The organism is Pontibacter sp. HSC-14F20 (genome assembly GCF_019599265.1).
Classification (GTDB): domain Bacteria; phylum Bacteroidota; class Bacteroidia; order Cytophagales; family Hymenobacteraceae; genus Pontibacter.
In genome coordinates this window covers 162,504-185,123 of sequence record NZ_JAHZTC010000005.1, presented here as the reverse complement: position 1 = coordinate 185,123, position 22,620 = coordinate 162,504, and the positions used below count along the sequence as shown (strand labels likewise).

Below are 22,620 nucleotides of genomic sequence, written 5' to 3'. Positions count from 1 at the left end.
AATCTAAAAATAAAGTGAAACAGATTTTAAACCTTAACTATTAAGCACAATGGATCTACTGTCAATTTTTCTGGGATTTCTATTCGGGTCAATCCTATCCTTTATCATTGCCAATTTGCTGACGAAAACAAAGCATGTTTCCAAGGCAGACTATGATGCTTTACATGCTAACTTCAATGAAGTTAACACAAAGCTTAAAGTTGCAGAAGACAGAGCTTCGGGACAACAGCAGGAATTGACTAAGCTAAATTTGAAATTAGAATCAAAGGAGTCTGAGTTTAATGAACTTCAATCTACAGCAGCTTCACTAAAAACAGTTGTTACGAATAATGAGCAAAAAATCTCTGAATTGGCTACTTCACTAACCGAGCAGACAAACTTAGTTTCAAAACAGCAGCAGGAGATCAATGTATTGAATCAACGTTGCGCACAGGAGAGTGCTAGTAACAGGTCTTTGGTAGAAAATATTGAACAGCAGAAGATTTTGCTTAAAGGCAAAGATGAACATATAGCCGAAATTACTGAACGTAATAATCAGCTTATTGCTGCAAACAGTACTTTAACAGCTAATAACAGCTCCCTGAATGAAAAAATAACTACCCAAAAAGATGAAATAACAAAGATCCAAGAAACTGCGCTTCTGCAGTTCGAAAAAATTGCCAATCAGATACTGGAGGAGAAGTCAGGTAAATTCACAGATGTGAATAAGGCAAATATTGAGGCGCTACTAAAACCACTTGGCGACAATATCGACACTTTTAAAAAGAAGGTTGAAGAAACTTACGATAAGGAGTCAAAAGAGAGGTTCTCTCTTGAAGCTAAAGTGAAAGAATTAGTGGAGCAAACAAATAAAGTTAGTACCGAGGCGAATAACCTTGCCACAGCGCTTAAGGGGCAATCTAAAAAGCAGGGCGATTGGGGTGAAATGATCCTGGAGAGTATTTTGCAGCAATCCGGATTGGAGAAAGAGAGGGAGTATTTCCTGCAGCAGACGATAAAGGATGAAGAAGGAAATAGCTTAAGGCCAGATGTTTTGGTGAAACTGCCAGATGAGCGTGTCATCATCATCGATTCTAAAGTTTCACTTGTTTCTTACGATAGATACTTTTCCGCAGAGACGGCTGAAGCTCAGGAAATGCACTTACACGAACATCTAAAAAGTATTCGGAAGCACATAGACGACTTGCAGGGTAAAAAATACGACAACCTGGAGTCTTCTCTTGATTTTACTATGATGTTTGTGCCAATAGAACCCGCCTATATGATCGCTATTCAGAACGATAGGGAGTTGTGGTCCTATGCTTACTCAAAGAGAATACTACTGATCAGCCCAACCAATTTAATTGCTTGCTTAAAGCTAATGGCTGACCTATGGAAGCGGGAAATGCAGAGTAAAAATGCCATGGAGATCGTGAATAGGGGAGAAAAACTTTATGAGAAGTTTGTAGGCTTTGTTTCAAAACTGGAAGATGTTGGAAAGCATTTAGAGAAGTCAAGAGATGCATATGACCATGCTATAGGACAACTCAAGACGGGTAGTGGAAACCTGATTGGGCAGGCTATCAAATTAAAAGATCTCGGACTAAAATCCAGCAAAACTATTTCTGCAGCAATGCTCCCAACAGAAGACGAGCCAGAGCAAGTCATCATTGATCCTATATTGCTCAATGATGGGAACGATGTAGAGCCTTTGATGGCCAATTAAAACACATCTACTGTTCTGATTAAGACACCCGGCATGGACTAATTTGCTGGGTGTTCTTATTTTATACCTGATTGGGTACAGAAAGATCTAATATAGCCTTCTGTACCCAATCAGGTATAAGTTTATCTGACACACGGGAGCCTATACCTTGGTCTACGGGGAAGGACCGTTACCAGCCCGTTCCAAGTATAGGTAGACGCTACGCCGTCACTATAACGGATGCGCTGCTCCATGGGCTCTTGGCGCACTAAGCGAATGGCTTCGCGTGGGATGTCGTCTAACGTGAAGATGTGCCTGTTGCCTTTGAACAAGCCAGGGTCTCGACGCCATGTGGTGTTAACAATACGTGTATCAATTTCCCAGATGTCGTAGATGCGTTCAAGGGCATTTGGATCATCTTGTTCCCACATCTCTTCGATGAACGGCCACCAAAAGAAACTGTTGAATACATCGAGGTTGTTGGCGAATACAGCATCAGGATAGCCGAATTTAGGCCCGAAGCGGATATCGTTGCGGGAGAGGATGCCGAGGCGATCGATAGAGTCGCGGTTGACGGCAGGGGAGATGTGGTAAACGTAGCGTTTCGCTTTAATAAGCGGCTGGTTGAGGTACTTTTCTCTGCACATAACAAAAATGTTAAGATTTTGAACATGCCACTCCTGTTATAGCAGTTTAGGCTGCCTTTCAGGTAATGGATAAATAGTTTAAAATCTGGTGTGCAGAGCAGCAGTAGCTGCTAACTTATAGAGTTATGTCAATTGCTACGGTTTAGTAACTGGTTTTATAGTCTTGATCTAATTTATTAACCTTCGTGAAGCACCTAATTATAGTAAGTGCTTCACGAAGTTTGTTTCTTTTATTTTAGAAGATAGGCTTCTCTATAATCTTCTAGAGCACCTTCCAGGTTATTTAACCTTGCCTTCAGTTCCGCCCGAAGAGCATAGGACTCAGGTTTATTGTAGATTTCAATAGCCTCATTCAAGTCTGCCATTTCTCCAGCGTCATCTAGTATAAAGCTTCTTTTTGTTGAAAGCCAAGTGTAATAATCATGAGTTGTGTCAGCTTTCATGTAGGCTTGCTTTAAAATACGTTCAGCTTCATTATCCATACCCATACCTGCATAGCAGAATCCTTTTAAAACAAGATAGTCTGGTTGCTCAGGATTCATTGCCAGAGCCTGCTCACAATCGTAAAGAGCACTAGACCAGGTATCTTCTAAAGCATTTACCTGAGCTCTTCTTAAGTAAAGCTCCTCTAACACTTTAAGAGGTATTTCTTCGTCTGGAGCAAATAGTTTGATAGCTGCGGTTAGATCAGCGATAGCAGCTATATGCGCAGCATTTTTAATAAACTGTTCTGCACGTAGTGCAAAGTACTCGTAAGCCTCATCATTTAACTCGATAGCTTTGTTAAGGTCATTAAGTGCACTGATTTCCTTACCAAGATCAAGCTTTAGAGTAGCTCTTCTGTAATAGGCGTAATCATCAGTAGGGCGTAATTTTAGCACCTGATCATAGTCATTCTTTGCATGACTAAGTTCATTTGCCATAATAAGGGATTCAGCTCTTTCTATGTAGTATGCTACATTATCAGGCTGTAAACCAATAGCTTTAGTATAGCAGAAAATTGCCTGAAGCCAATTCTGTTTGGCATCGTAGGCATTACCCTTTTCAAAGTAAAAGTTAGCTGAGTTAGATGAAGTAGCGATAAGATTTTTTTCTGGCTTGCACATAATTAAAAAAGTTTAATATTTTGAACATACCAATCCCGTTGACCTCTTTGAGCAACTTATTAGGAATTGGAAATATTTAAACTCTTGTGTGCAAATACACTTTAATTATCGGCTACATCATATTAGATAGGTCTTCTAAGTTTAGAATTTCAGGAGCAAATATATTTATTTTTAATATATATCAAAAATAAATTTTAAAAAATATAAGATTATATAAAAAGTATTTTCAATCTCTATAGCTGATAGTAGGTTTTAGAGGGATATAGTATGTATTGTTGTGCTTATCATTTTAGGAATTGAAACTGGCTTTTATAGCTATTATAGAAATCAAGTACCCGCTGTAAACAAAATAAACATACTTCCAGATCTTTGGCACTCATATTTTCAGGGTTTCTTTTTGCAGCTGTGGCACTATGAGCTTCTGCATTACCGAACTCACGTAGCACATGCATGTAACTCTGCACCCACTTGGCTATACCCACATTGTCTAATAATCGGATATTATGAAGCAAACTATAGCCGTGGCTATATTCAGGTGAGATGTCAGATAATATAAACTCTACCATTTTTCGGGAGTTTACGCCTAAGTCAAAAGACCTGCACTCGCCTGATATGATGCGTTTTAACTCTTTAACAAGATGATTTGCCACTCCCAAAGCTTCTATCTTATCCAGCTCTCGAAGTATCTCTGACTTTAGACCATCTATCATTGGGCCATGTGGCACGCGTACATTGCTACGGCCTAAAACCATATCCATTACTTCGTTCAGTTCTTCTGCCTGCTCCTCGTCCCGCACCACAAAAATAACTTTCTTCAGGTAGCGGGCGTGCATCAGAAAGTCCAATGCCTGGTTAACCAGTATCGGCACAATTTCTTTGGGGTTGATGCGCTGGCTACCGGTGCCTAGCATGGGCAAAGCAATGGTTTTGTTACGGTAACCTTTTATTTCCAGCACGGACAGAACAGAGAACAAATTACGGATGGCTTCTTCAAAGGTAAATCCCGTACCCCGTATCTCAAGACAGATCAGGTTCTTGATATTCTGAACTTCTAAAGGCTGTGAAACCCAGGTGCCGAAGCTATCGCGCAGGTCCAGCAAAGGTTTTTCTGCCAACGCTTCCACATCTATACCTTGCTCATAAAACGACCTGATTACTGAACCCGGCGTTGGTACATAGCTGCCTTTATATGCCGAAAAAGCCACTAGGTCTACTTCAAAGCCCAGGTTAGTAATATCTCCCGTATGTAGTTCAAACTCGCTGTAACCTGACTTGGTTTTAATCTCTATGAAGTTGATAAGGGGCATGGGGGATATTTAAGGGTTATTATACTTAAATTTTGATAATTGAAATTTTGCCTATAAGATTTATGCAATTAAGTCCTTCAACAAAATAATATGATTGTACAAGCTGATAAGTTTGAAAACAAAAACTTTCTGAATTAATGATTTACTATAGGTCAGTTTCAATATAAGGTCTAGGTTCAAAGATGAAATGTTCGTTATTCAGAACAAAATCTACATGTTCCTCTAACTGCTCTCCGCTACTAAATTCTCTATAAATAAAACATTCAGACTCCTCATCGTAACTTATTACATCAAAAGTAGGGGCAATTTTAAGGGCTCCATCTCCATCTACTACAGCATAGTAATAATGGTACTTATATAGCTCATAATAACTTCTGAAATCTTTGTGCATATAAGCTGCATCAAATCGGACAATAAAAAGATCATGTTTATCAACTACCTCTATAATACAAGCTATATCCCTATATACTATATTGCCCTTGATGTCAATAATTGATTCAAGTAGATGCCCGTTCCAGTATTTGTAAGAAAGACGTATAAACCTTTCAGTATTGCCAATAAAATTGGCTTCGCAAATATCTCCATCGACCAATTGATTTAAATTGAGCCATTTGTACCCTCTTTTTAAAAAAAAGTAAGGCTCAGGCTTACTAAATTCATTTTCTACTACAATCCTATGAATTAATCCATAATCTGAAGATTGAAAGTCTTTTACAAAGTTTGATTGGCATGAATTGAATTTAACGCTTCCATTTTCTAAATCATTGATAACATAATCAATAGATTCTAAATCTTTATGTATTATGTTACCATTTATGTCAATAACCGCATCAACTTCACACCCATCACAATTCTTATAAGATAAGTGGATGTATTTTTCTTTTTTGTCAATGAAAACAGAATCATAGACATCTCCATCTATTAATTGATCTAGATCAAGCCAAAGGGAATCTCTCTTATAAAATGTGTAATATTTAGCTATGCTATTTTCATTTTCTAAAATGTACCTATGAATTATCTGATGTCGCATAGTTAACAAATTTAGGGTGGTGAACATTCCTGCCTTATAACAGGTATTAAATATACTGTATATTTATGAAGTAAAATAAAGGTTTTAGAGCACTTGCTTATAGCTATCATAATCAATTTTCAAGCATTCTCAGATGAAAACAGCCTACCTCCAAAGCATCCAAACAAGCTTTACACCCGATTACATCCTGAAGAAATTTGAAGCTAAGATGCCAGCAAGGGATGAGCATGACGGAACTCATTTAAGACCATCTATTACCCTGTATTACCCTAAAGAAATTGATGGCTATTCCTATGCCGATTATCTAAAAGATGTAGAGCAATTCTATTTGAGTGCCAGCCATGAGTATAGCGAACAGTTGGCGCAGGTGTATACTTTCTTTTTTCTGAGCATTTATAACGCAACCAAAAGCGCGCGCACAGCTACAGACAAACTTGCCAAGAGTTTTACAAAGGCAAATTTGCAGATGGTGTTTCCAATGAAGCTGCACTATGCTGAAGAAGAGTATTTGAAGCTGGAGCGCTTTCTGTTCGGTAAGTTTAAGGCGCAGGATGTTAAAAATATTATTAAACGTAACATACCTACTACCGATTATTGGGAGCGATACATAAAGTATAATAAGCTAAATGAGCTGGTGGTAGAAGATTTCCTAGCCATACACCGTGATAGGCAGGAAATAAAGGTGTTTAACCTTTTAGAGCTGTACAAATATCTTCCTGACGGGTACCGTGACTTTGTGTATGATGTATACTTCGAAGCGTTAAGTGAACTGAAGTGGCAGCAATTTTGGAGCGAGTTTAGCCAAGATCTGGCAGATGCTGTGGCATTCGGTATGGCCTTCTATGATAAGCGGATTTTCTATGAAATGGGCTTAGGCGATGGCACACAGTTTACCATGTTTACGCATATAACTGGCAAACCGGACCAAGGCTGGATGATTCCAATCCAAACATGTAATCATCAGATACAGTATGGTTGGCGTCATAGTATAGAGCACGTAAACCAGGCTGTTGAAGCCTATCAGGAAATGAAGCAAAGGGGCGAGAGTGAGTTCTTGCACCTGCACGATGTACTGAAATCTTTTGCTACTACGGCCGCTATACACTTGCAGGACGACCGATCAGCAGATGCTTTCATTAACCTAACGGCTGGCCTAGATGCGGTGCTTAACTCCGATACGGAAGAAGCCAGATCTAACACGCTGAAGAACCGCATGGCTATACTTACTTTTAAACGGTTAAGAGTGGAGTTTAAGCCACACTACTATGCCATGTCAGAAATGTATAAGCTGCGGAGCGAATTTGTGCATGCTGGTAAGCCTATAGAGCGGGAGAAGGTAAATGAACTGTTTAAAGTGGTTGACCAAGTAATGTTGGCATTACAGCAAATGCACCAGCTGCACCACAACTATGAAGACTTTATCAAAGCCAACTGGTACCAAGATATGGACAGCCTAATAAATGACGCACATAATAGAGTACCATTGGATACTGAACTATTGGAAAATATTGGAGCCTTAGCTCTTAAGTAAACAGAAAAGGTGCCTATAAATTAAGAATAGGCACCTTTTCTATATTATTGAACTTCCTCTTGCTGTTCTATAGCAAGACTAGCTTGCAACAGGCTAGATATATAAGTTTCGCTTTGTTCTTCCTGAAAGAAAATATGATTTGAATTGAAGTCCTCAATATCTTCCTGATCTTTCCAATAGCTTAGTTGGCCGTACGGGGTATTAGAGATAATAAAAGAATTTAAAATAATATCCGGGTCGTTCAGTCTTGGTTGTATAGTCTCCCTTATAGTTTTATGTAACTTAACTTTAGGATCTTCGAAGCCCTGTATCTGGCGTAAACCTTTGGGATCTATAAAAGAAATATACTGTCTCCCATTTGCGACTAACCAAAGTATAAAATCCGGGAAAAAATTATTAGCCTCAAAAAAGCCAATGCCTCTCTTGCTCATATTCCGCAGAAGGTATAGCTGCTTATTAGCATAGAAGTCATTTTCTGCTTCAAAATGAGCTTTTAAATCCTCCACAAACTGTTTTTCTCCTTTGTTCAGAGCTACAGGCTTTATTTTAACAACTTCAGAATAGCTACCATTTGTAACAGAAATTAATGGCTGGTAAAGATGCAGGTTAGAATAGAGCGCATCAAAATCCGCAGCAATATTGAAATTTTCACTAAACTCGTTCCTTTGTACAATATTTCTTAATGCTTTGATTCTATCGATCAGAGTAGTTTCTGATCTCTTTACTAAAAGCTTATAATCTTGCTCAAAATTAGGATGAGAATTGTCCAGAGTTGCGACTTCTATTCTTTCGCTGTAGAAGGCGCTCTTTTTATAGTTATAAAGCCTTTCGATATATGCCTTAAGTAGTACAGTTGAAAGTTCTTGCCAGATCCTTACTTTTCTGTAGTCGTTTAGCTCTAATTCCGCAGAAGGAATTAAGAGCGTATACCAGTTTTGCTGCTCTAGAATACTCTTAAGCTCATCGATAGATAAGTTAAGGTTGTACCAGCTACGTTCGTTCTTAAACTTTTGTATCTCAAAGTAAATCTGGGTCCAGTTTAAAAAGGCCAGGTGCGTACCCTCTAGTTTGCCTTCCTCTATAGCTACTACTTCCGTAATGTTTGTGGTTCTGGCGCTTTTCAGAACTTGTACCTTCGGGTACCAGTTTAACACTATAGGAGGCACACCTTCTGCTAGAGTGGCATCCACATGCGCTTCTTTCTTGAAGTTTGATCCATCTTGTACTTTTATGTATTTTAGGTTCTTTTCAGAAAGATTAGTGATGGTTGGAAGTACATCAAATGAAATCTTCTCATAGTCTGACTCTGCCGGTAAACCTTCTTCCTCCAGGTAATCTTTAAACTGCTGCATGTAGTCTGCACGAAGGCCGAATATATTGAGTGTTTCAAGAATAGGGAGAACAGCAGGTATACTTTCTGGGCGCATGCTGTGATCTAAGGCAGTACTTCTTTTAAGAGAAAATTTATAGCCTTTCAGGCGCACGCCTCGGCCAAACAGCTGAATAATTTCAGAACCTTCGCCACGTCCAATGTTAAGCAATCCCATGGTACTCACACGCCAGCTGCTCCAGCCCTCTGAGAACTTCTTAGAGCCTATCAGGATGTTAACCTTACTCTGTTTATCGTTGATGGCGTGAAAGAGAGATGATGAAAAAGCTTTCTCTGACACAGAAAGTTTCTTCTCCTCACATATTTTTAGCAGGCCTTTATCGTCACCGACGTTTATCACACCGAAATAATCAGCATTGCCGATGCGTAAGCCGATTTCACCATCCTGCCCTTTTAGGTTATCCAGGTGAAGGTAAGCGCCTGCCACGTCAGAGTTAAATATTTCTTTTAATACGTCCTTGTACACAGCGCCAGCTGGCTTACGACTTTCTCTAATTACATGGAAAGCATTACGGAAGATAGATTGCCCATGCTCGTTGTTCAGGCCTGTTGTGTCATCTAAGATGCGCTGAATATAATCTATTGATTGAGTTTCGTTTTTTACAAATACCTCGAAGAACCTTAAGACCTCAACTATATCAGATGCTGTAGTTGCGTTAATACTTTTGGTAACCTTACCACCAACAAAAATGGCCAATGGTTTATCGATCAGGTAAGGAGCTATTTCCTGATTGTTGTCGCGATAAACTAAAAGCTGCTCATAGAAGGAGAGAAGGGAAGCCGTTAAGTATAACCGCACGTAACCCTTCTCTTCCCATTCCTCATCTAGGTTTAATATCTGGTAATCCTTGCCGTACCCATCCTTGTAAAAATAGCGATAGGAGTAATCGAATAAGGTAGCTTTACCATACTCGCTTAGTAGAGCCTTTTGCTTGGCTCCAGTTAATGCATGTACAGCTTGTCCAAAAGTAGCTGAGTACTCGAAAGAAAAGCCTGATTCACACAGCCTGTTTCGCTTGTCTTTCCAGCTGTCGCCACTCGCTCCTCTGTGGCCTTCATCTACTAGTACCAGATTATTACCCTCAAAAGACTCTACTGCAACTGTTTTGTCGCCAGACGTTTCTTCCAGTTTATGAATATCTATAATCTCTATTTTCTGACCTATAAATAATGCTCCGCCGCTTTTGTCAAATAGCTCGGCCTCCATACCTGACTGAGCAAACTCTTTCAGGTGCTGTTTGGACAGGCCTTCGTTAGGAGTGAGAACAATAATACGGTTAAGGTTTCTGGCTTTATTATGCTTCTTCAGATAGTGCTGGTATTGCAAAATATTAATGTGCATTAATAAGGTTTTGCCAGAGCCTGTTGCATTCCAGTAGGCGAGCTTGTTCAGGTCGTTTTGATCCTGTAAAAGCTCATAGTCTGGGATAGCTGCAAAATCGTTTCCATTGCTGCTATTTTTCTCTTCTTTAAACTTATTAAGCTCTTTCCTAAGCGCTTCGCTATCGGTAAAGTACTTGTCCAGGTAGATTTCTGTAAATAGTAAGGCCAAGTACTGGAAGTACTTCCATTTTATAGGTTCTTCCCGCTTCTGACTTATTGCTTGTGTATGCGAATAGATGTTTTGGTCGTATTGCAGTAATAACTCTTTAGGCAGGTTTTCGTTACCGAAAAGGTGTACCACCAATGCATGATGAAAACGGGAGATATTGTTTTCATCGTAGCCTTCAAGTGCGGAGTCTTTTAAATGCTGGGATAATGCCTCTAAATCTGTTGACCCAAAAAGGCTTAGTATATACTTGTTTAAGACAAGGGAATCTGATAATCTCGGCATAGCAGTAGTTTAGGCGTTCTCAAACATTCTTTTCTTAAACTCTTCCTCTATCAACACTACTTTCCAACGCTCGTCGCCTGCTTTCAGATTTTCAACATTATTGTCACCGTTCACATAAATGCGATCAAACTCACTATCAAGCGGATTGTAATGGCTTTTTTTGAGGAAATCATTTAGCGCCTTGTTATCATGTTTGGTGCAATCGCGCCACACTACTAATATTTTCTCGCCAGTTAAGCTTTTGCCTGTTATCACTACATAACCATCTTTAGGCGCAGCATAGCTTTCTACTATGAGACCTATTAGATAGTTAAATGTCTCAACTAAATCAACTTTAGTAGGCCTTTTTCCATTATTGCGAGTTACATCTAGTTTGCAGTCAAATGGATTCTCAAACCACTTTAAATTTAATAAGCTATCTTGAGTTTCTACATCCAGCATATAGTTAAGTGTATAGCCTTCTTTAAAAGATGGGTTAATTTCTAAAGCTTGCTGCTGCTGGTCTGTTAGATTCAGTTGAAGATTATTAAGTGTATCTTCATAACTTTCTAAGCGGATATACTTAAAGAATCCCCCACCTTGCCATTTTGTATCGTTTGTTACACCTGACTTATCACCATAAAGAGTATTCTTCATCCTCTTCAAAGTTATTTGGTCAAAATAACTACCTTGTTCAACACCTATCCACTTTCGATTAGACTTTTGAGCTACTGCACAACTTGTAGCACTACCTGCAAAGAAATCCATTACAAGTTCCCCCCGCTTTGAACTCATTTCAACTATCCTGTGAATTAGTCTTTCTGGTTTTTTACCTTTTCTTAAACTAACACCACCTTCATTATGAAGATCATTAGGTAGCACATCATCCCAGATGTCGGATACAGGTTCTCCAGGAACTAAGCGTCCTCCAATATCGATTAATCTATCTTTATAGAAAAGAATTGCATTTCCATTCAAAATGTAGTAGTCATTCCTGTCTTCTCGTTCTAAATGATAAATTTTATCTGGATTAGATTTTGATTGATTTTTTAGTTCGATAGCATCCGAACTGATGCTGTTTTCATCAAGACTAGCTAAACGAATTACTTTAGAAGCATTTCTAATCACAAAACTTAAGAGTTCGGTATCATAATCTTCTCCTAACTCTTTCTTTAATTTTGATTTCTTTATTTGCTTCTCTTTTGCAAATGCATCTAAAACACTTTCAAACTGCCAATTTTCAAATGGAGCTTCAATGTTTTTTATCATCGTACCATATCTTGAGTCATAACCTTTTTCTCTAAAGGCTTTTTCTGGACTCCAATATTTCTCATCGGAAGAGTATGCGATAACATATTCACTTACATTGACTACTCCAGGATTAATGACTTTAGCACCTGTAACAGAACCTCGTTTTACTGTTATTGAGCTTTTTCGATTTTCCTCACCATAAATGGTGTCTAACAATGCTATAGTTTTATCAACTTCTTTTAGGTCTATACTTATTGCTATAGTGCCTTCAGGTTTAATAAATGAAGTTGACTGAAGTAATCTATCAGACATCATACTTAACCAACTACTATGTTGGTAATCATCTTTATATATGAAATCATCTGCCCCAGTATTATATGGCGGATCAAGATATAAGCACTTTACTTTTTCTTTGAATCGATCTTTTAAAACTTCAAGTGCTTGGAAGTTCTCTGAATTTATCAGTAGACCGTCACATTGCTCATCGAACTTTTCAATGTTAGAGATAAGGTTCCACTTGAAAGTTTCGCTGAAAAATGCAGTATCTAAAACAAAGTAAGGATTCTGTTTCAGAAAATCCACACTTAACGGTATAGCAAATCCAACTCTATCTTCCGTAAATAAACTACTTGCCTTTTGCTCCTTAATTTTATCAATAGCAAACAACTTAATCCACTCCTGAATTTGCGCTTCATTTTGTGCTATTTCAGGATAAAGCTCCTCAGGCACACGATCAAGTGTAATGCAGTAGTTGGTTTCAACTACAAACTTCTTCTTCAGCCATAGCTTCTTCTGGAAGTTCTCGAGCTGCGCTAAAAAGGCAATGATTTTCTCACCAATCTTTTTGATAGCTTTTATCTGGCTCAGCTGCTTCAGAAACTCCTGCTCATCGCGCGTGTTTAAGTCATCAATAAACAGTACTTCATTTTTGATGTAAAAGTCCAGTTCGCGGGTCAGGAAACCGCCTAAATCTTTGTGTATAAAATAATCAAAGGTATTTCGGGCGGTATAGTCTTGTAAGTGCTTTTGCAGTAGCGTTCTTTTCTTGTCTGCTTTAGTTGGTTTAAGTGTCAGCAGTTCTGTAAAATCAGCAGGTATATGCGGTGTAAGCGTATCAAATGCCTTAGACAACAAACCATCTTGTTTTACTTTTTTATCAGCTGGCTCATAGGTAAAGTATAACTTCAGCTCATCTTCAAGCACCTCTAATGGCTTATCTTCATAAAGTTTAAAGCGCCTTATTTTATCTTTCTGTACTTTATTGTTGTTTTGCTCGGTACTGGCCTCTACAAGCTCAAAAGTTACCTTTTTTTCATCGCTTAGCTTAAAGCTATAGTTTTTAAAGTACTCACTTGTTTTAATGTAGTACTGATCAGCATTAGCCCAATGCAGCTTTACTTCCTCACCTTCGTAAGGTATGGCATACACGTCCCTCTTATAGCGCCTCATTGAGATAAAGTCGCCATTATCAAAGTAGCGCTTAAAGAAGTTAGTTAATAAAGAAAATACTTCATTCTCTAATCCTCCCAAATCAGCTGCTTCACCTAATTTCGCTCTTAGTTGCTGTACAACAGGTGATGTTTCTGGATCATGCCCTGAGACTTTAGATGCTTCAATAACATCATCTATTTTCTTTTGTATAACTTGCTTATCTACTGATAGGTTTTCTGTTAAAACTTGCTTTACCTGTGGTACCAGGTCATGCTTCAGAAATTTGGTAATATCTTCTCGCTTTTGGTTCATGATGCGGTAAATGCCAAAGTCCAATTCGGCTTTATCCAGCATAAAAATCTCCTCAAGGGTAGCGATAAGTTTGTCGTAGTTCGTCATTATGCGTTCTTAAACTAATTTCCAGTTAATGGTAAATAACTTATGTTTTGATATTTCCTGCTTCATGCGTTTCTGAATATCCTCAATCATTTGATCGCGCATGTCAGCAATTTCATCTTCTACTGTAAAAATTTCCTGTCTTTGTTTTCGCTGTTTTTTGGATAGCTCTTGTAACTGCTGCTGAATTTTAAGTTGGGCAGTAGGGTCTGTTGTATTCTGAGACTCCCTTGTTAACTCTTTTATTCTGGCCTTGGTCTCTTTTATAGCCAGTTCAGCTGCTGTTATTCTATCCTCAGCCCACTTGTTTAACTTCTCGGTTTCCAGCCTTAAGTAGGTGCTGTCTTTCTCTGCGATGCTTTTTAGTAGCGAGTCCAGGTGCAGTTTTTCAGCGCTGCTTACACCAGCAGTATCCAGTATACTACCATTAACATGAGCTTCTTTTACTGGAAGCATGAGCAGGCGCTTAGCCTGGTCCTCAGATAGCTGCATATTGTTGTTTGTAGCGCCAAAGGCTAGCAAGTAGTCAGAGGCTTCGAAAGAATCCACGCTTACGGAGATTGTGCTTAGCCAACCGGATTTCCCCTTAAGCTCTTCTAGTATGCTCACATTTCCTTCGTAGCCTGTTAAATCGAAGGTTAAGGAAGCTGATGTGAGCTGCTTCTCTTTTATGCTTTCAATAATCTTTTGCGCCAGCGGGTGACCCATGCGGTACACATGAGCTTCGGTGTACTGCTTACTTAACCTAAAAGGCTCTTTCGGGAAGTGAAACCCTTCATATGGTTGGCTCTTTAACTGAAAGCTCAGGCTGCCATCGTTAAAGTTTGCATGATGGTTAAGCTCATACTTTGTAATTGCCCAAAGCCATTGCTCATACTTATTCAGATATTCACGGCTCTCTGTTAACCTTAGCTTTAGCTTTTCAACAACTTCCTCATCAAAGTTCGCTAATAGCTTCTCCCGCGTAGAGAGCATCTTACTATTAATCTGCTCATCCAGCTCTTTCTGAAGCAGGTCAAACTGTTCTACTATTTCAGCTTCGCTTCTATACTTTCTGTAAATCTCGGCAATGCGCTTCTCAAAATCTACTCCGGATTCGATACTTCCTAAAACATCATCGCTGGCTCCAAATACCCCGCTAAACAACTTAAACTTTTCGTCCAGCAGCTGGAAAACACGCATGTCTGCTGCATTTTTAACATTCAGAAAGTTAACCACTACTACATCATACTTCTGTCCATATCTGTGGCATCTTCCTATGCGCTGCTCAATTCGCTGGGGGTTCCAGGGTAAGTCGTAGTTAATGAGCAATGAGCAGAACTGTAAGTTTATACCTTCAGAAGCAGCTTCTGTGGCAATCATAACGGTTGCCTCGTTGCGGAAATGATCTACCAAGGCAGCACGTTTGTCTGCTGTTGGGGAACCTGATACTTTATCTGTACCGCTATATTTGCTCAGCCAACTCTTGTAGATCTTGTTTGACAGCTCATCATTGTTAGAGCCGTTAAACAAAACCACCTTTCCTGGATAGTGCTGGCTAAGTAAGTTGAAGAGATAGTTCTGCGTTCTGGTAGATTCTGTAAAGATGATAGCCTTCTGATTTGCCTCTTTGTCCATTTTTGCAAATCCTTCTTTTAAGGCAGTAATCAGCTTTTCTCCTTTAGCGTTTTGCTTGATAGACTCCGCTAAATCACGGTATCTTTCCAATTCCTGAATTTCAAGCTTTATAGCTTTAATGTCCTCTTCAGTTAGTTGGCTTTCCTCTTGCTCATCATCTTCATTCCATTCTTCATCCTGCTCTTCAAAAAGCTCATAATCTTCTGTAATCTCATCGGCCATACTTAATCGCTGATGATCTACAATAGCTTGGTTAAGCTTCTTAATTAAGCCGTTTAAAGTGCCAGCAATTGCATAGGAAGAAGAGGCCAATAGCTTGCGCAGGATAAGAGTCATTAAGTGACGTTGGCTTGCTGGTAAAGCATAAATCAAGTCTCTTTGCAGATACCTGCTAACTTCTTCGTAAAGCTTATGCTCTTGTGGAGTTGGCTCAAATCTTATGGTTAACGGAATCCTACTGGTATAGCGGATATACTCCTGTACCTGCCTTCTAAGGTTTCTTATACAAACAGATTTAAGCCTATCGCGCAGGTCTTGGTAATTATCTCCATCTACAGCTCTGGCAAATTGGCTTTTAAAAATCTTTATATCGCCAAAAGTATGCTCGTCAATAATACTTACCAAGCCATAAAGCTCATTCAAAGAGTTCTGTAGGGGAGTAGCTGTAAGAAGTGCTTTTCTTGAGTGTGAGAGTGCTTCTTTTATGGCTTTCCCAATCTTATTGCTGGGTCTATATACATTTCTTAGCCGATGAGCTTCGTCGATTACGGCTAAGTCCCAGGAAACTAATTGCATTAGATCAGCCTTTGCTCTGGCAAATTGGTAAGAGCATATAACTATTTTAGCTTGCTCGAATGGGTTCTTTTTGCCAGCTTTTCTAAACTCATTAAAACTTTTTCTTTCTAGAATAGTCGATTCTAGAAAGAACTTTTCCCAAAGCTCCTGGCTCCATTGTTTTCGCAGGTTGGCAGGGCAAATGATTAATAGCTTTCTTCTTTTCTCGGCCCAAAGCTGAGATAATAGTATACCCGCCTCTATTGTTTTACCTAAACCAACCTCATCTGCCAGTATAGCACCCTTAGATAGGGGAGACTTAAAGGCAAATAAAGCAGACTCCACTTGATGGGGGTTCAAGTCAACCTGAGCATCGAGAAGGGCGGCATTAAATTTTTCAGAGCTGCCTGACGGGAAGCGTCTAGTTAGCTCATAAGCGATATACTGAGCCTGGTGTGCTGTTAAATTCATACGGTAAAGATATTTGAGCAAGAAGTTACTTTTCAAAAGAAGCTTCTTGCTCAAAAGAAATAAAACTTAGGTTAGCTTATTGGCATCTTATATCACCTGAGCTTCTTGCAAGAGGCCTCGGAAATATCTGTTTTCTCTAACTTCAGGATGCCGCTCTACATATTGAGCTATTTGCGGCAGTACTCTTTCATAAAAAGAGACAGCCGCAGGGTTTATATTACCTCGATGAATTCGTCTGCTATCTCTTCTATGCCGAAAGTACAGCGCTTTAGCTAGCATTATACAAATCTCAAAATTTGTATTATTTAATAACCAATTCGCCTCCTGCTCTAATACTTCGTAATCATTTAAGGAATGTATAGTAGGTTCTATGCTACCAAATAGTAGCTCAATTATGAGTTTAGCTTTTTCTGGTTGCTGGCTTGTTGCCTGGCGTAAGCTTCTTGTGAGACGAAGCAACAACTGTTCATCAAGAGTATTGGGGTTTATACTTTTTAGGATAAGTGCATAAGCTGGTAAATGCTCAGGGCGAGCCTGACGAGTGAACTCTCTTAGCAAACTATTAGCACCTTCGCACCCAGAATATTTTAACAGTAGTTCCAGGCTACTTTTTGTAATCTCTATTTCACTACGTCTTACAACAGCTGGACCTATTGGTAATCGGTTGTTAACATATAACCGAAAAATATTGGTGAAAAGCCTGGTGTCATTTTCATTTTCGGCTGTATTAACGCCGTTTGCCAATGTTTGTGCTAGGCTAAGGAAGTATTCTAATTTGTTCATGCAGTTTTAACAGTAGTCAAAAGTTATTCCTTAACTGATGTCGCCTTTGTATCTTTCTCAATAGTTAAATCAACGGTTTCTCCCGGAGTAACTCCGTTATCGTCTTTAGTATCTGAAGTTAAAAGGGTAACTTCAGCCTTCAACTTCTTTTTACTTTTGGTAGACTTGGCGCGAAGTTTTTTGGGTTTCTTTATATCAGGCTCGGCAATAGGCTCAATTCTTTCATTATTGCCTTCTTCCTGTATCGGATCTGTTGAGTTAGAAGGGACTGCATCATTTGTAGTTAATTCAACATTGCTTATAGATGAATTGGAAGGAGAATCTTGTTCTTTGCTGATAAAGCTAAAGCCTAACTGTGTTTCAGCATCTTTTGCACCATCAGTCTCTTTCTCTCTAATTTCAGAAATGTCTGATTTTGCTTCTTCAGATTGACTAACAATTTCAGGAGTAGCTTCATCTGTAATATTAGCTTCAAAAGTTACACGTGAATCTATTGAATCAGTAGAAGCTTCACTTTGTAATGGATCCGGTACTACATCAGAAGTAGGTTCTTCTACAGATAGAACCTCTGTAGATTCTATCTGTAGATGTTGAACATCCGGTGCTTCTGTAGCAGAGAGTTTTTCTGACGGCTCTAATTGTTCCGAAGTTTCGGTCGTCGTTTGATTCTCTGTTTCTTGCTCCGTTGCCGTTATAGCCTCAACCTGGGTTTGCTTGATGCTTTCTTTTATTACTGGTGGTAACAGTGGCTGAGCCTGATAAATGTCTAGATTAACGATATTATAGTATTCATCATAAAAAGCTTTGAACTTGAAAAAAGCTCCTAAAAGAATAATAGCTGCTTTGAATTCAGCATTGAAGTTTTCTCTTGCATGTGTGAAGAAGTTTGAATCTTTCACAGCTGAGAAGCTATCTGCATTTCTAATGTGGTCTTTTAGTAAAAGAAAAAGAGGGGTGAGTACATATTGCCTTATTCCATCTACCGTATTCATAGATTTATAAGGTGCAGCTAACGGCTCATTTTCAATTTTAGATACTACTTTATCAAAACCTGCAGTACTTCTTTCTTTATAAATTTGATTAAGCAGACTGTGTAGCTTTCCGCCCTCAAAAGGTTTGTTTATGGAGTGAGCAAAGATTTGCCCTGCATCATAAAAGTACCCGATACCTTCTTTAGGAAAATAGCCATATCGCTCGTAGGTTAATAGATAGGCTAAATAACTTTCATCTTTTAGGTCAGAAGGCTTTCTGCCCTTACTTCTCAGACTTAGCGCATTTAGTATGCAATCTAAATCCAAAAGTGTGATATACTTATCTTTTTCTGTGTCGTTTTCTAAAAAAATGCTCCAAAGGGCTTCAATACCCTTTATGGTTTCCTCTTTTTGAATTGTGTCTTCAACTTTAGCAAGGCTAGATTCAAAAAGAGGATTACCTAACGTTATACGCTGGTCAATTTTTTGTGCAATTGAAGCTTTAGCCTGCTGAGAAAGCGGATATACAGATGTAAGCTGCTGAATATCAAATTTAATATTACCACCTATAGCTTCACCTTCACTTTGAACGTGAAGTATTACATACTCTTCATCGTATTCGAAGGGCGTAACTTGTAAAAGGAATTTTAATACCTCATTTACCTGTGTTTGACCTACTACTCCATCAAAGGGGATGAGTAGAGCATTAGGAATAAAAGTGTAGCCAAACCTGTAATATAAATTAAACTGTTGCCTTAGTACAGGCGCCAAATAATGATTCATGTTCTAAAAATTAAAATACGAAGTCATCGTCATCTTCATCAATGTCCTCTCTAGGACCAAGATATTCTTCTATATTGATATAAGTGCAATCAGCAATAAAACGATCAACTAAATCATGTGTGTAGCCTTCAAAGGTAAAGTATAAATTCTTTCGGCTACGAGTCATTGCCACCATAAATAGAGTTTCCTCATTGTCTTTACTTATATAAAGGTCATCGTTGGCAAAGGGAATAAAGACATTATCAAAATCTAATCCTTTGGCACTATGATATGTCATGATAATGATGTCCTTACTAGCTTCTGCATCTTTCAAAGAACCATAGTTGCTGCCAATGTACTGTGCTTTAATTCCGTTAGCCTTAAGGTAGTTATTCATTTTGCCATAATCAGGCTTTCTCCAGTAATTGTATTCTGTTTCCCATGAGTCACAATCTTCATTTTCAAGAAGAGTATTCACAAACTTCAGAACCAACTTTGATGTTGGAAGCAGAATAGCACAGGTGTCGCCAACATTGGCACCCTTTCTGGCTTCCTGGTAAATGTACGCTACTTCTTCCTCAACAGAATTTGCCTCGCAGACTCTAATATTGACATCTATTTTAGTAAGATCTCTTTTGGCTCCCCAGATATTCATGGATGGCAATATCTTCTGAACAGCTGAGATGATAGATTGAGTTAATCTATGTATTGTATTAAGCAGGAAAGGACGGGCGTTAATGAGGTCTCCGATAATTTCAGGATCAACAGTGTCATCTCTCCATTGCGGGTCTTTATCATAAATAGATTGATTAGAATCGCCAGCAACTATCACCTTTTTGGCTCTCGCTTTCATTGCATAGAGTACACGGGCAGGTAGATCCTGTACCTCATCACAAAAAACATAGTCGTAAGTTGCTGTTCCCCTTACAAAGTCATAATAAGTCATTACTGGAGCCTTTTCATAAATACCAAGTTCCTTTAAACCGGCTCCAAACATGTCTTTTAAAGAGTGAGTGAAAACAATAATAGCCACCTTTGCATTTGGCTCTTTTATTAGAATATCCCGTAACGAATGTACAAGTAAAACAGACTTACCACTTCCAGCAAATCCTTTAATCCATATGTTACCTACTTTTTTTGACTCAGTATTTACAAAGTCCCTCTGATCGGGATCTAACTGGTCTTCTCTAATCATCCAGGCCATAATTCTGTTTTTAAGCTTTAATAAGTCCGCCTTCTATAATTGTTTGTGTAAGATTTTCTGAATTGTACAGGTTATCTCCTTCAAAGCGGGGAGTTGCTTCTCTAACTTGCTGTGCAAAGGCTCTCATACCTAATTTCTCTGCAGCTGACGATAACCAACTATGATTAGTTTTTGATAATTGATTTGATTCAAATTCTTTTTTCCAAGTTTCGAAAGCTCTCCTGATCATATCTACACCCTCAGGGTTACCTTCTTTTTTGTACCAAGAACCTAGTTCATAACAGCAATGTGGGTCTTCTGGATCTATGTTTAGGGCTTCTTGCAGTAGTTCTTTCGACTTCTGAGGATTTTTATACTTTAATTTATAAGCATAGTTAAAAGCCGCTTTAGCATTTTTAGCATTTTGATAGCCTAGCTCATAGTATTCCAGAGACTTTTCCTCATGGCCAGCCATTGAGAAAAGCACGCCAATATGATTATAGTTGTAGTTCTTAGGGTATAATTCATTTAGAAGCTCAAGTGTCTCAGCAGCCCTTAAATAACTTTCAACTTTTTCGTATGCTTTAACTAGTTCTCTTAGACCTTTTTCTGTAGGTTTACCTCCATTTTTCTCTGCTTCTAAATTGGCTTGCCTTTCCGCTTGTAGCACAATCCTTTCCTCGGCAGTGAGTTCTTTGTTAGCAAAAGGATTCATGGGTTTAACCTCACAGGTTTGTCCAGCTGCAGATGCTCTTGCTAATAAAAGTTTATCAGAATTAATCTCGAGTTCAAGCCGTACCGGTGTGTTCCTCTTGAAGCCTTCTTGGTTAGGGCTAACAATTTTAATATTGAAGAGTAACTTGTTTATATTACCAAGACATATAGGAAGCTCAATGGCCTGTTGCCCATCTGAATGGGTTACAAGATCATCTATAACTATAAGGTCGCAAGGAATTGAAGTGCCAGCTCTTAGAATAACTTTTGGAGTTTCATCCTTAGTTATAACTAGAAGAGGTTCGCTAGTGATCGGTTGAATAATGTTTTTATTCAATCCATTATAAACTAGCGAATGAATAGCGGCTCCTGCCGACACATGCGTTTGTAAGTCGCTTGGTATTAGTAAGTCAGAATCTTTGAAATACTCTTTCAAAGAAGCTTGTATGTATGGGTTTTTAGAGCTACCACCAATGAAGAGTACATAATCAACTTCTTTCTTATCTAGATTTGCTTTATTTAATGCGCTGTAGATAGGGTTATAAATACTGATAAATTCATCTTGTCCAATCCCTTTTCTTGTTGATGTCTTAGTACCTGTTTTTGTAAAAACAGCCATAACATCAGCAAACTGCTTGTAAGTTAATTTAGGTTCGGTTAATGTTAGCTTTCCTTTCCTAGAATCAATTTCAATTGTGTAACCCAATGACACTGATGTTGAGCTAACAGCCGTAGAGGGCAAGATGCGATCTTGCATTAATAGGCCTATTTTGTTGCAGATAGAAATTTTTAATTCTTCTGCTGTTTTCATCAGCTTAGGGATGAAATTTTTATTGATCTCGGGGGTTCTAAAATCCTCCTGATCAAAGCCATTTTCTTCGTATAGTTGAGGAAGCAGATACTCTAATACAATGTATCTATCAATATCATCGCCACCAAGTTTTTCAAATTTAGAAATAGATAGATTTTTAGAATAAACCCCTTTATGATCTTTGCCAACTTCTAATACAGATACATCGCAAGTCCCGGCGCCAAAATCAAATACTAAAGTGTTAAGGTTGTAGCTGTCAGGGAGCTTTAAAGCATTTCCTAACTTGGATGATTGTTGTACATAACTTAAGAAAGCAGCATTAGGCTCATCTATAAGGGCTTGTTTATTTATTGCAATACCATTCTGTTCTAGTGCCTGTACTAACTCTTTTCTTTGATTTGCTTCAAAAGAAGCTGGTATACTAACTGCAAAGTGCAAATTAGTGGGTAAGTTGTGTTTTTCTATATAATGATCGATTTGTGCTTTGATAAACTTAAAAAAGATTTTAGCTGCATCTTTAGGGGTGTAAATCGTGTATTTACTGCCTTTGTTAAGTTGGCTATTAAAGTACTTTGGTCCAATATCTTCACCTAATTCCATTTTAAAGGAATACCAAACATTAACTCCCTTTTTTAGAAGATACTTTAAATCAGCTGCACCCTGCCCAATAAGCAGCTGATTATTATACCAAGCAATAACAGTAGGTATTCTTTCTGATGAAGTTCTTCCGTCTATCAATTTTTGATTTAACCAAATTGCTTTTGTGTCGATACCAGAACCTGCATTAGTGAGAGTAGCGATAGTAACTACTGTAGTAGATGTGCCAAAGTCAATGCCTATAAATGTTTTATTCGATAGATCTGTGTTCGATTGAGCAAGCTGAGGATTTTGGAGTACAGGTACTAAGTTTTGTACCGAGATTTCAGTAGACATATTAAGTTTATAAAG

General features: G+C 38.5%; 13 protein-coding genes. 2 read left to right on the top strand and 11 right to left on the bottom strand.

Annotation, left to right across the window (positions count from 1 at the left end; translation table 11 throughout):
• The first annotated feature begins 49 nt into the window (after window positions 1-49).
• Complete coding sequence (gene rmuC, locus K3G39_RS06955; protein ID WP_220625457.1) at window positions 50-1,705, top strand: DNA recombination protein RmuC; 1,656 nt, start codon at window positions 50-52, stop codon at window positions 1,703-1,705.
• A 122-nt stretch (window positions 1,706-1,827) separates the two neighbouring features.
• Here the strand turns inward: rmuC and K3G39_RS06950 are convergent, their stop codons facing one another.
• The 4 genes from K3G39_RS06950 to K3G39_RS06935 all read right to left on the bottom strand — a co-directional run bounded on the left by K3G39_RS06950 (window position 1,828) and on the right by K3G39_RS06935 (window position 5,774).
• A complete protein-coding gene (locus K3G39_RS06950) occupies window positions 1,828-2,331 on the bottom strand; it encodes a hypothetical protein (protein WP_220625456.1) in 504 nt (167 codons plus the stop codon).
• A gap of 230 nt (window positions 2,332-2,561) precedes the next feature.
• On the bottom strand, window positions 2,562-3,437 hold the full coding sequence (locus K3G39_RS06945) for a lipopolysaccharide assembly protein LapB (protein ID WP_220625455.1): 876 nt from the start codon (window positions 3,435-3,437) through the stop codon (window positions 2,562-2,564).
• Window positions 3,438-3,721: 284 nt separating this feature from the next.
• Window positions 3,722-4,744, bottom strand: coding sequence for a hypothetical protein (locus tag K3G39_RS06940; protein WP_220625454.1), 1,023 nt, complete (start codon window positions 4,742-4,744; stop codon window positions 3,722-3,724).
• Window positions 4,745-4,889: 145 nt separating this feature from the next.
• On the bottom strand, window positions 4,890-5,774 hold the full coding sequence (locus K3G39_RS06935) for a hypothetical protein (RefSeq protein WP_220625453.1): 885 nt from the start codon (window positions 5,772-5,774) through the stop codon (window positions 4,890-4,892).
• A gap of 133 nt (window positions 5,775-5,907) precedes the next feature.
• Here K3G39_RS06935 and K3G39_RS06930 point away from each other — a divergent pair, with 133 nt between their 5' ends.
• The gene (locus K3G39_RS06930; RefSeq protein ID WP_220625452.1) at window positions 5,908-7,305 is read left to right on the top strand and encodes a HEPN domain-containing protein; all 1,398 of its coding nucleotides are present in this window, start codon (window positions 5,908-5,910) and stop codon (window positions 7,303-7,305) included.
• Window positions 7,306-7,349: 44 nt separating this feature from the next.
• On the opposite strand, the gene K3G39_RS06925 is transcribed toward K3G39_RS06930, so the two are convergent.
• From K3G39_RS06925 to K3G39_RS06895, 7 genes are read right to left on the bottom strand one after another with little or no spacing between them, the layout of a single operon-like run.
• Window positions 7,350-10,529 carry a DEAD/DEAH box helicase family protein gene (locus K3G39_RS06925; RefSeq protein ID WP_220625451.1) on the bottom strand — a complete coding sequence of 1,060 codons (3,180 nt, stop codon included), beginning with the start codon at window positions 10,527-10,529 and terminating at the stop codon, window positions 7,350-7,352.
• Window positions 10,530-10,538: 9 nt separating this feature from the next.
• Window positions 10,539-13,589, bottom strand: a complete 3,051-nt coding sequence (locus tag K3G39_RS06920; RefSeq protein WP_220625450.1) for a DNA methyltransferase — start codon at window positions 13,587-13,589, stop codon at window positions 10,539-10,541.
• A 9-nt stretch (window positions 13,590-13,598) separates the two neighbouring features.
• Entirely contained in the window at window positions 13,599-16,502 is a 2,904-nt protein-coding gene (locus K3G39_RS06915; protein ID WP_255594086.1) for an SNF2-related protein, read from the bottom strand.
• Window positions 16,503-16,535: 33 nt separating this feature from the next.
• Window positions 16,536-17,231, bottom strand: a complete 696-nt coding sequence (locus K3G39_RS06910; protein ID WP_220625449.1) for a hypothetical protein — start codon at window positions 17,229-17,231, stop codon at window positions 16,536-16,538.
• Between the two features lie 23 nt (window positions 17,232-17,254).
• On the bottom strand, window positions 17,255-18,985 hold the full coding sequence (locus K3G39_RS06905) for a hypothetical protein (protein ID WP_220625448.1): 1,731 nt from the start codon (window positions 18,983-18,985) through the stop codon (window positions 17,255-17,257).
• A gap of 10 nt (window positions 18,986-18,995) precedes the next feature.
• Window positions 18,996-20,168 carry a 3'-5' exonuclease gene (locus tag K3G39_RS06900; RefSeq protein ID WP_220625447.1) on the bottom strand — a complete coding sequence of 391 codons (1,173 nt, stop codon included), beginning with the start codon at window positions 20,166-20,168 and terminating at the stop codon, window positions 18,996-18,998.
• Between the two features lie 10 nt (window positions 20,169-20,178).
• Window positions 20,179-22,605: an Hsp70 family protein gene (locus K3G39_RS06895; RefSeq protein ID WP_220625446.1), complete on the bottom strand. Its 2,427-nt coding sequence runs from the start codon at window positions 22,603-22,605 to the stop codon at window positions 20,179-20,181.
• Between the last annotated feature and the right edge of the window lie 15 nt (window positions 22,606-22,620).

What these genes read in the sequence shown, in the direction of transcription:
- rmuC (WP_220625457.1), top strand. Translation starts at nt 50, where the DNA reads ATGGATCTACTGTCAATTTTTCTGGGATTTCTATTCGGGTCAATCCTA.
- K3G39_RS06935 (WP_220625453.1), bottom strand. Translation starts at nt 5,774, where the DNA reads ATGCGACATCAGATAATTCATAGGTACATTTTAGAAAATGAAAATAGC.
- K3G39_RS06895 (WP_220625446.1), bottom strand. Translation starts at nt 22,605, where the DNA reads ATGTCTACTGAAATCTCGGTACAAAACTTAGTACCTGTACTCCAAAAT.
- K3G39_RS06940 (WP_220625454.1), bottom strand. Translation starts at nt 4,744, where the DNA reads ATGCCCCTTATCAACTTCATAGAGATTAAAACCAAGTCAGGTTACAGC.
- K3G39_RS06950 (WP_220625456.1), bottom strand. Translation starts at nt 2,331, where the DNA reads ATGTGCAGAGAAAAGTACCTCAACCAGCCGCTTATTAAAGCGAAACGC.
- K3G39_RS06945 (WP_220625455.1), bottom strand. Translation starts at nt 3,437, where the DNA reads ATGTGCAAGCCAGAAAAAAATCTTATCGCTACTTCATCTAACTCAGCT.
- K3G39_RS06925 (WP_220625451.1), bottom strand. Translation starts at nt 10,529, where the DNA reads ATGCCGAGATTATCAGATTCCCTTGTCTTAAACAAGTATATACTAAGC.
- K3G39_RS06900 (WP_220625447.1), bottom strand. Translation starts at nt 20,168, where the DNA reads ATGGCCTGGATGATTAGAGAAGACCAGTTAGATCCCGATCAGAGGGAC.
- K3G39_RS06920 (WP_220625450.1), bottom strand. Translation starts at nt 13,589, where the DNA reads ATGACGAACTACGACAAACTTATCGCTACCCTTGAGGAGATTTTTATG.
- K3G39_RS06905 (WP_220625448.1), bottom strand. Translation starts at nt 18,985, where the DNA reads ATGAATCATTATTTGGCGCCTGTACTAAGGCAACAGTTTAATTTATAT.
- K3G39_RS06930 (WP_220625452.1), top strand. Translation starts at nt 5,908, where the DNA reads ATGAAAACAGCCTACCTCCAAAGCATCCAAACAAGCTTTACACCCGAT.
- K3G39_RS06910 (WP_220625449.1), bottom strand. Translation starts at nt 17,231, where the DNA reads ATGAACAAATTAGAATACTTCCTTAGCCTAGCACAAACATTGGCAAAC.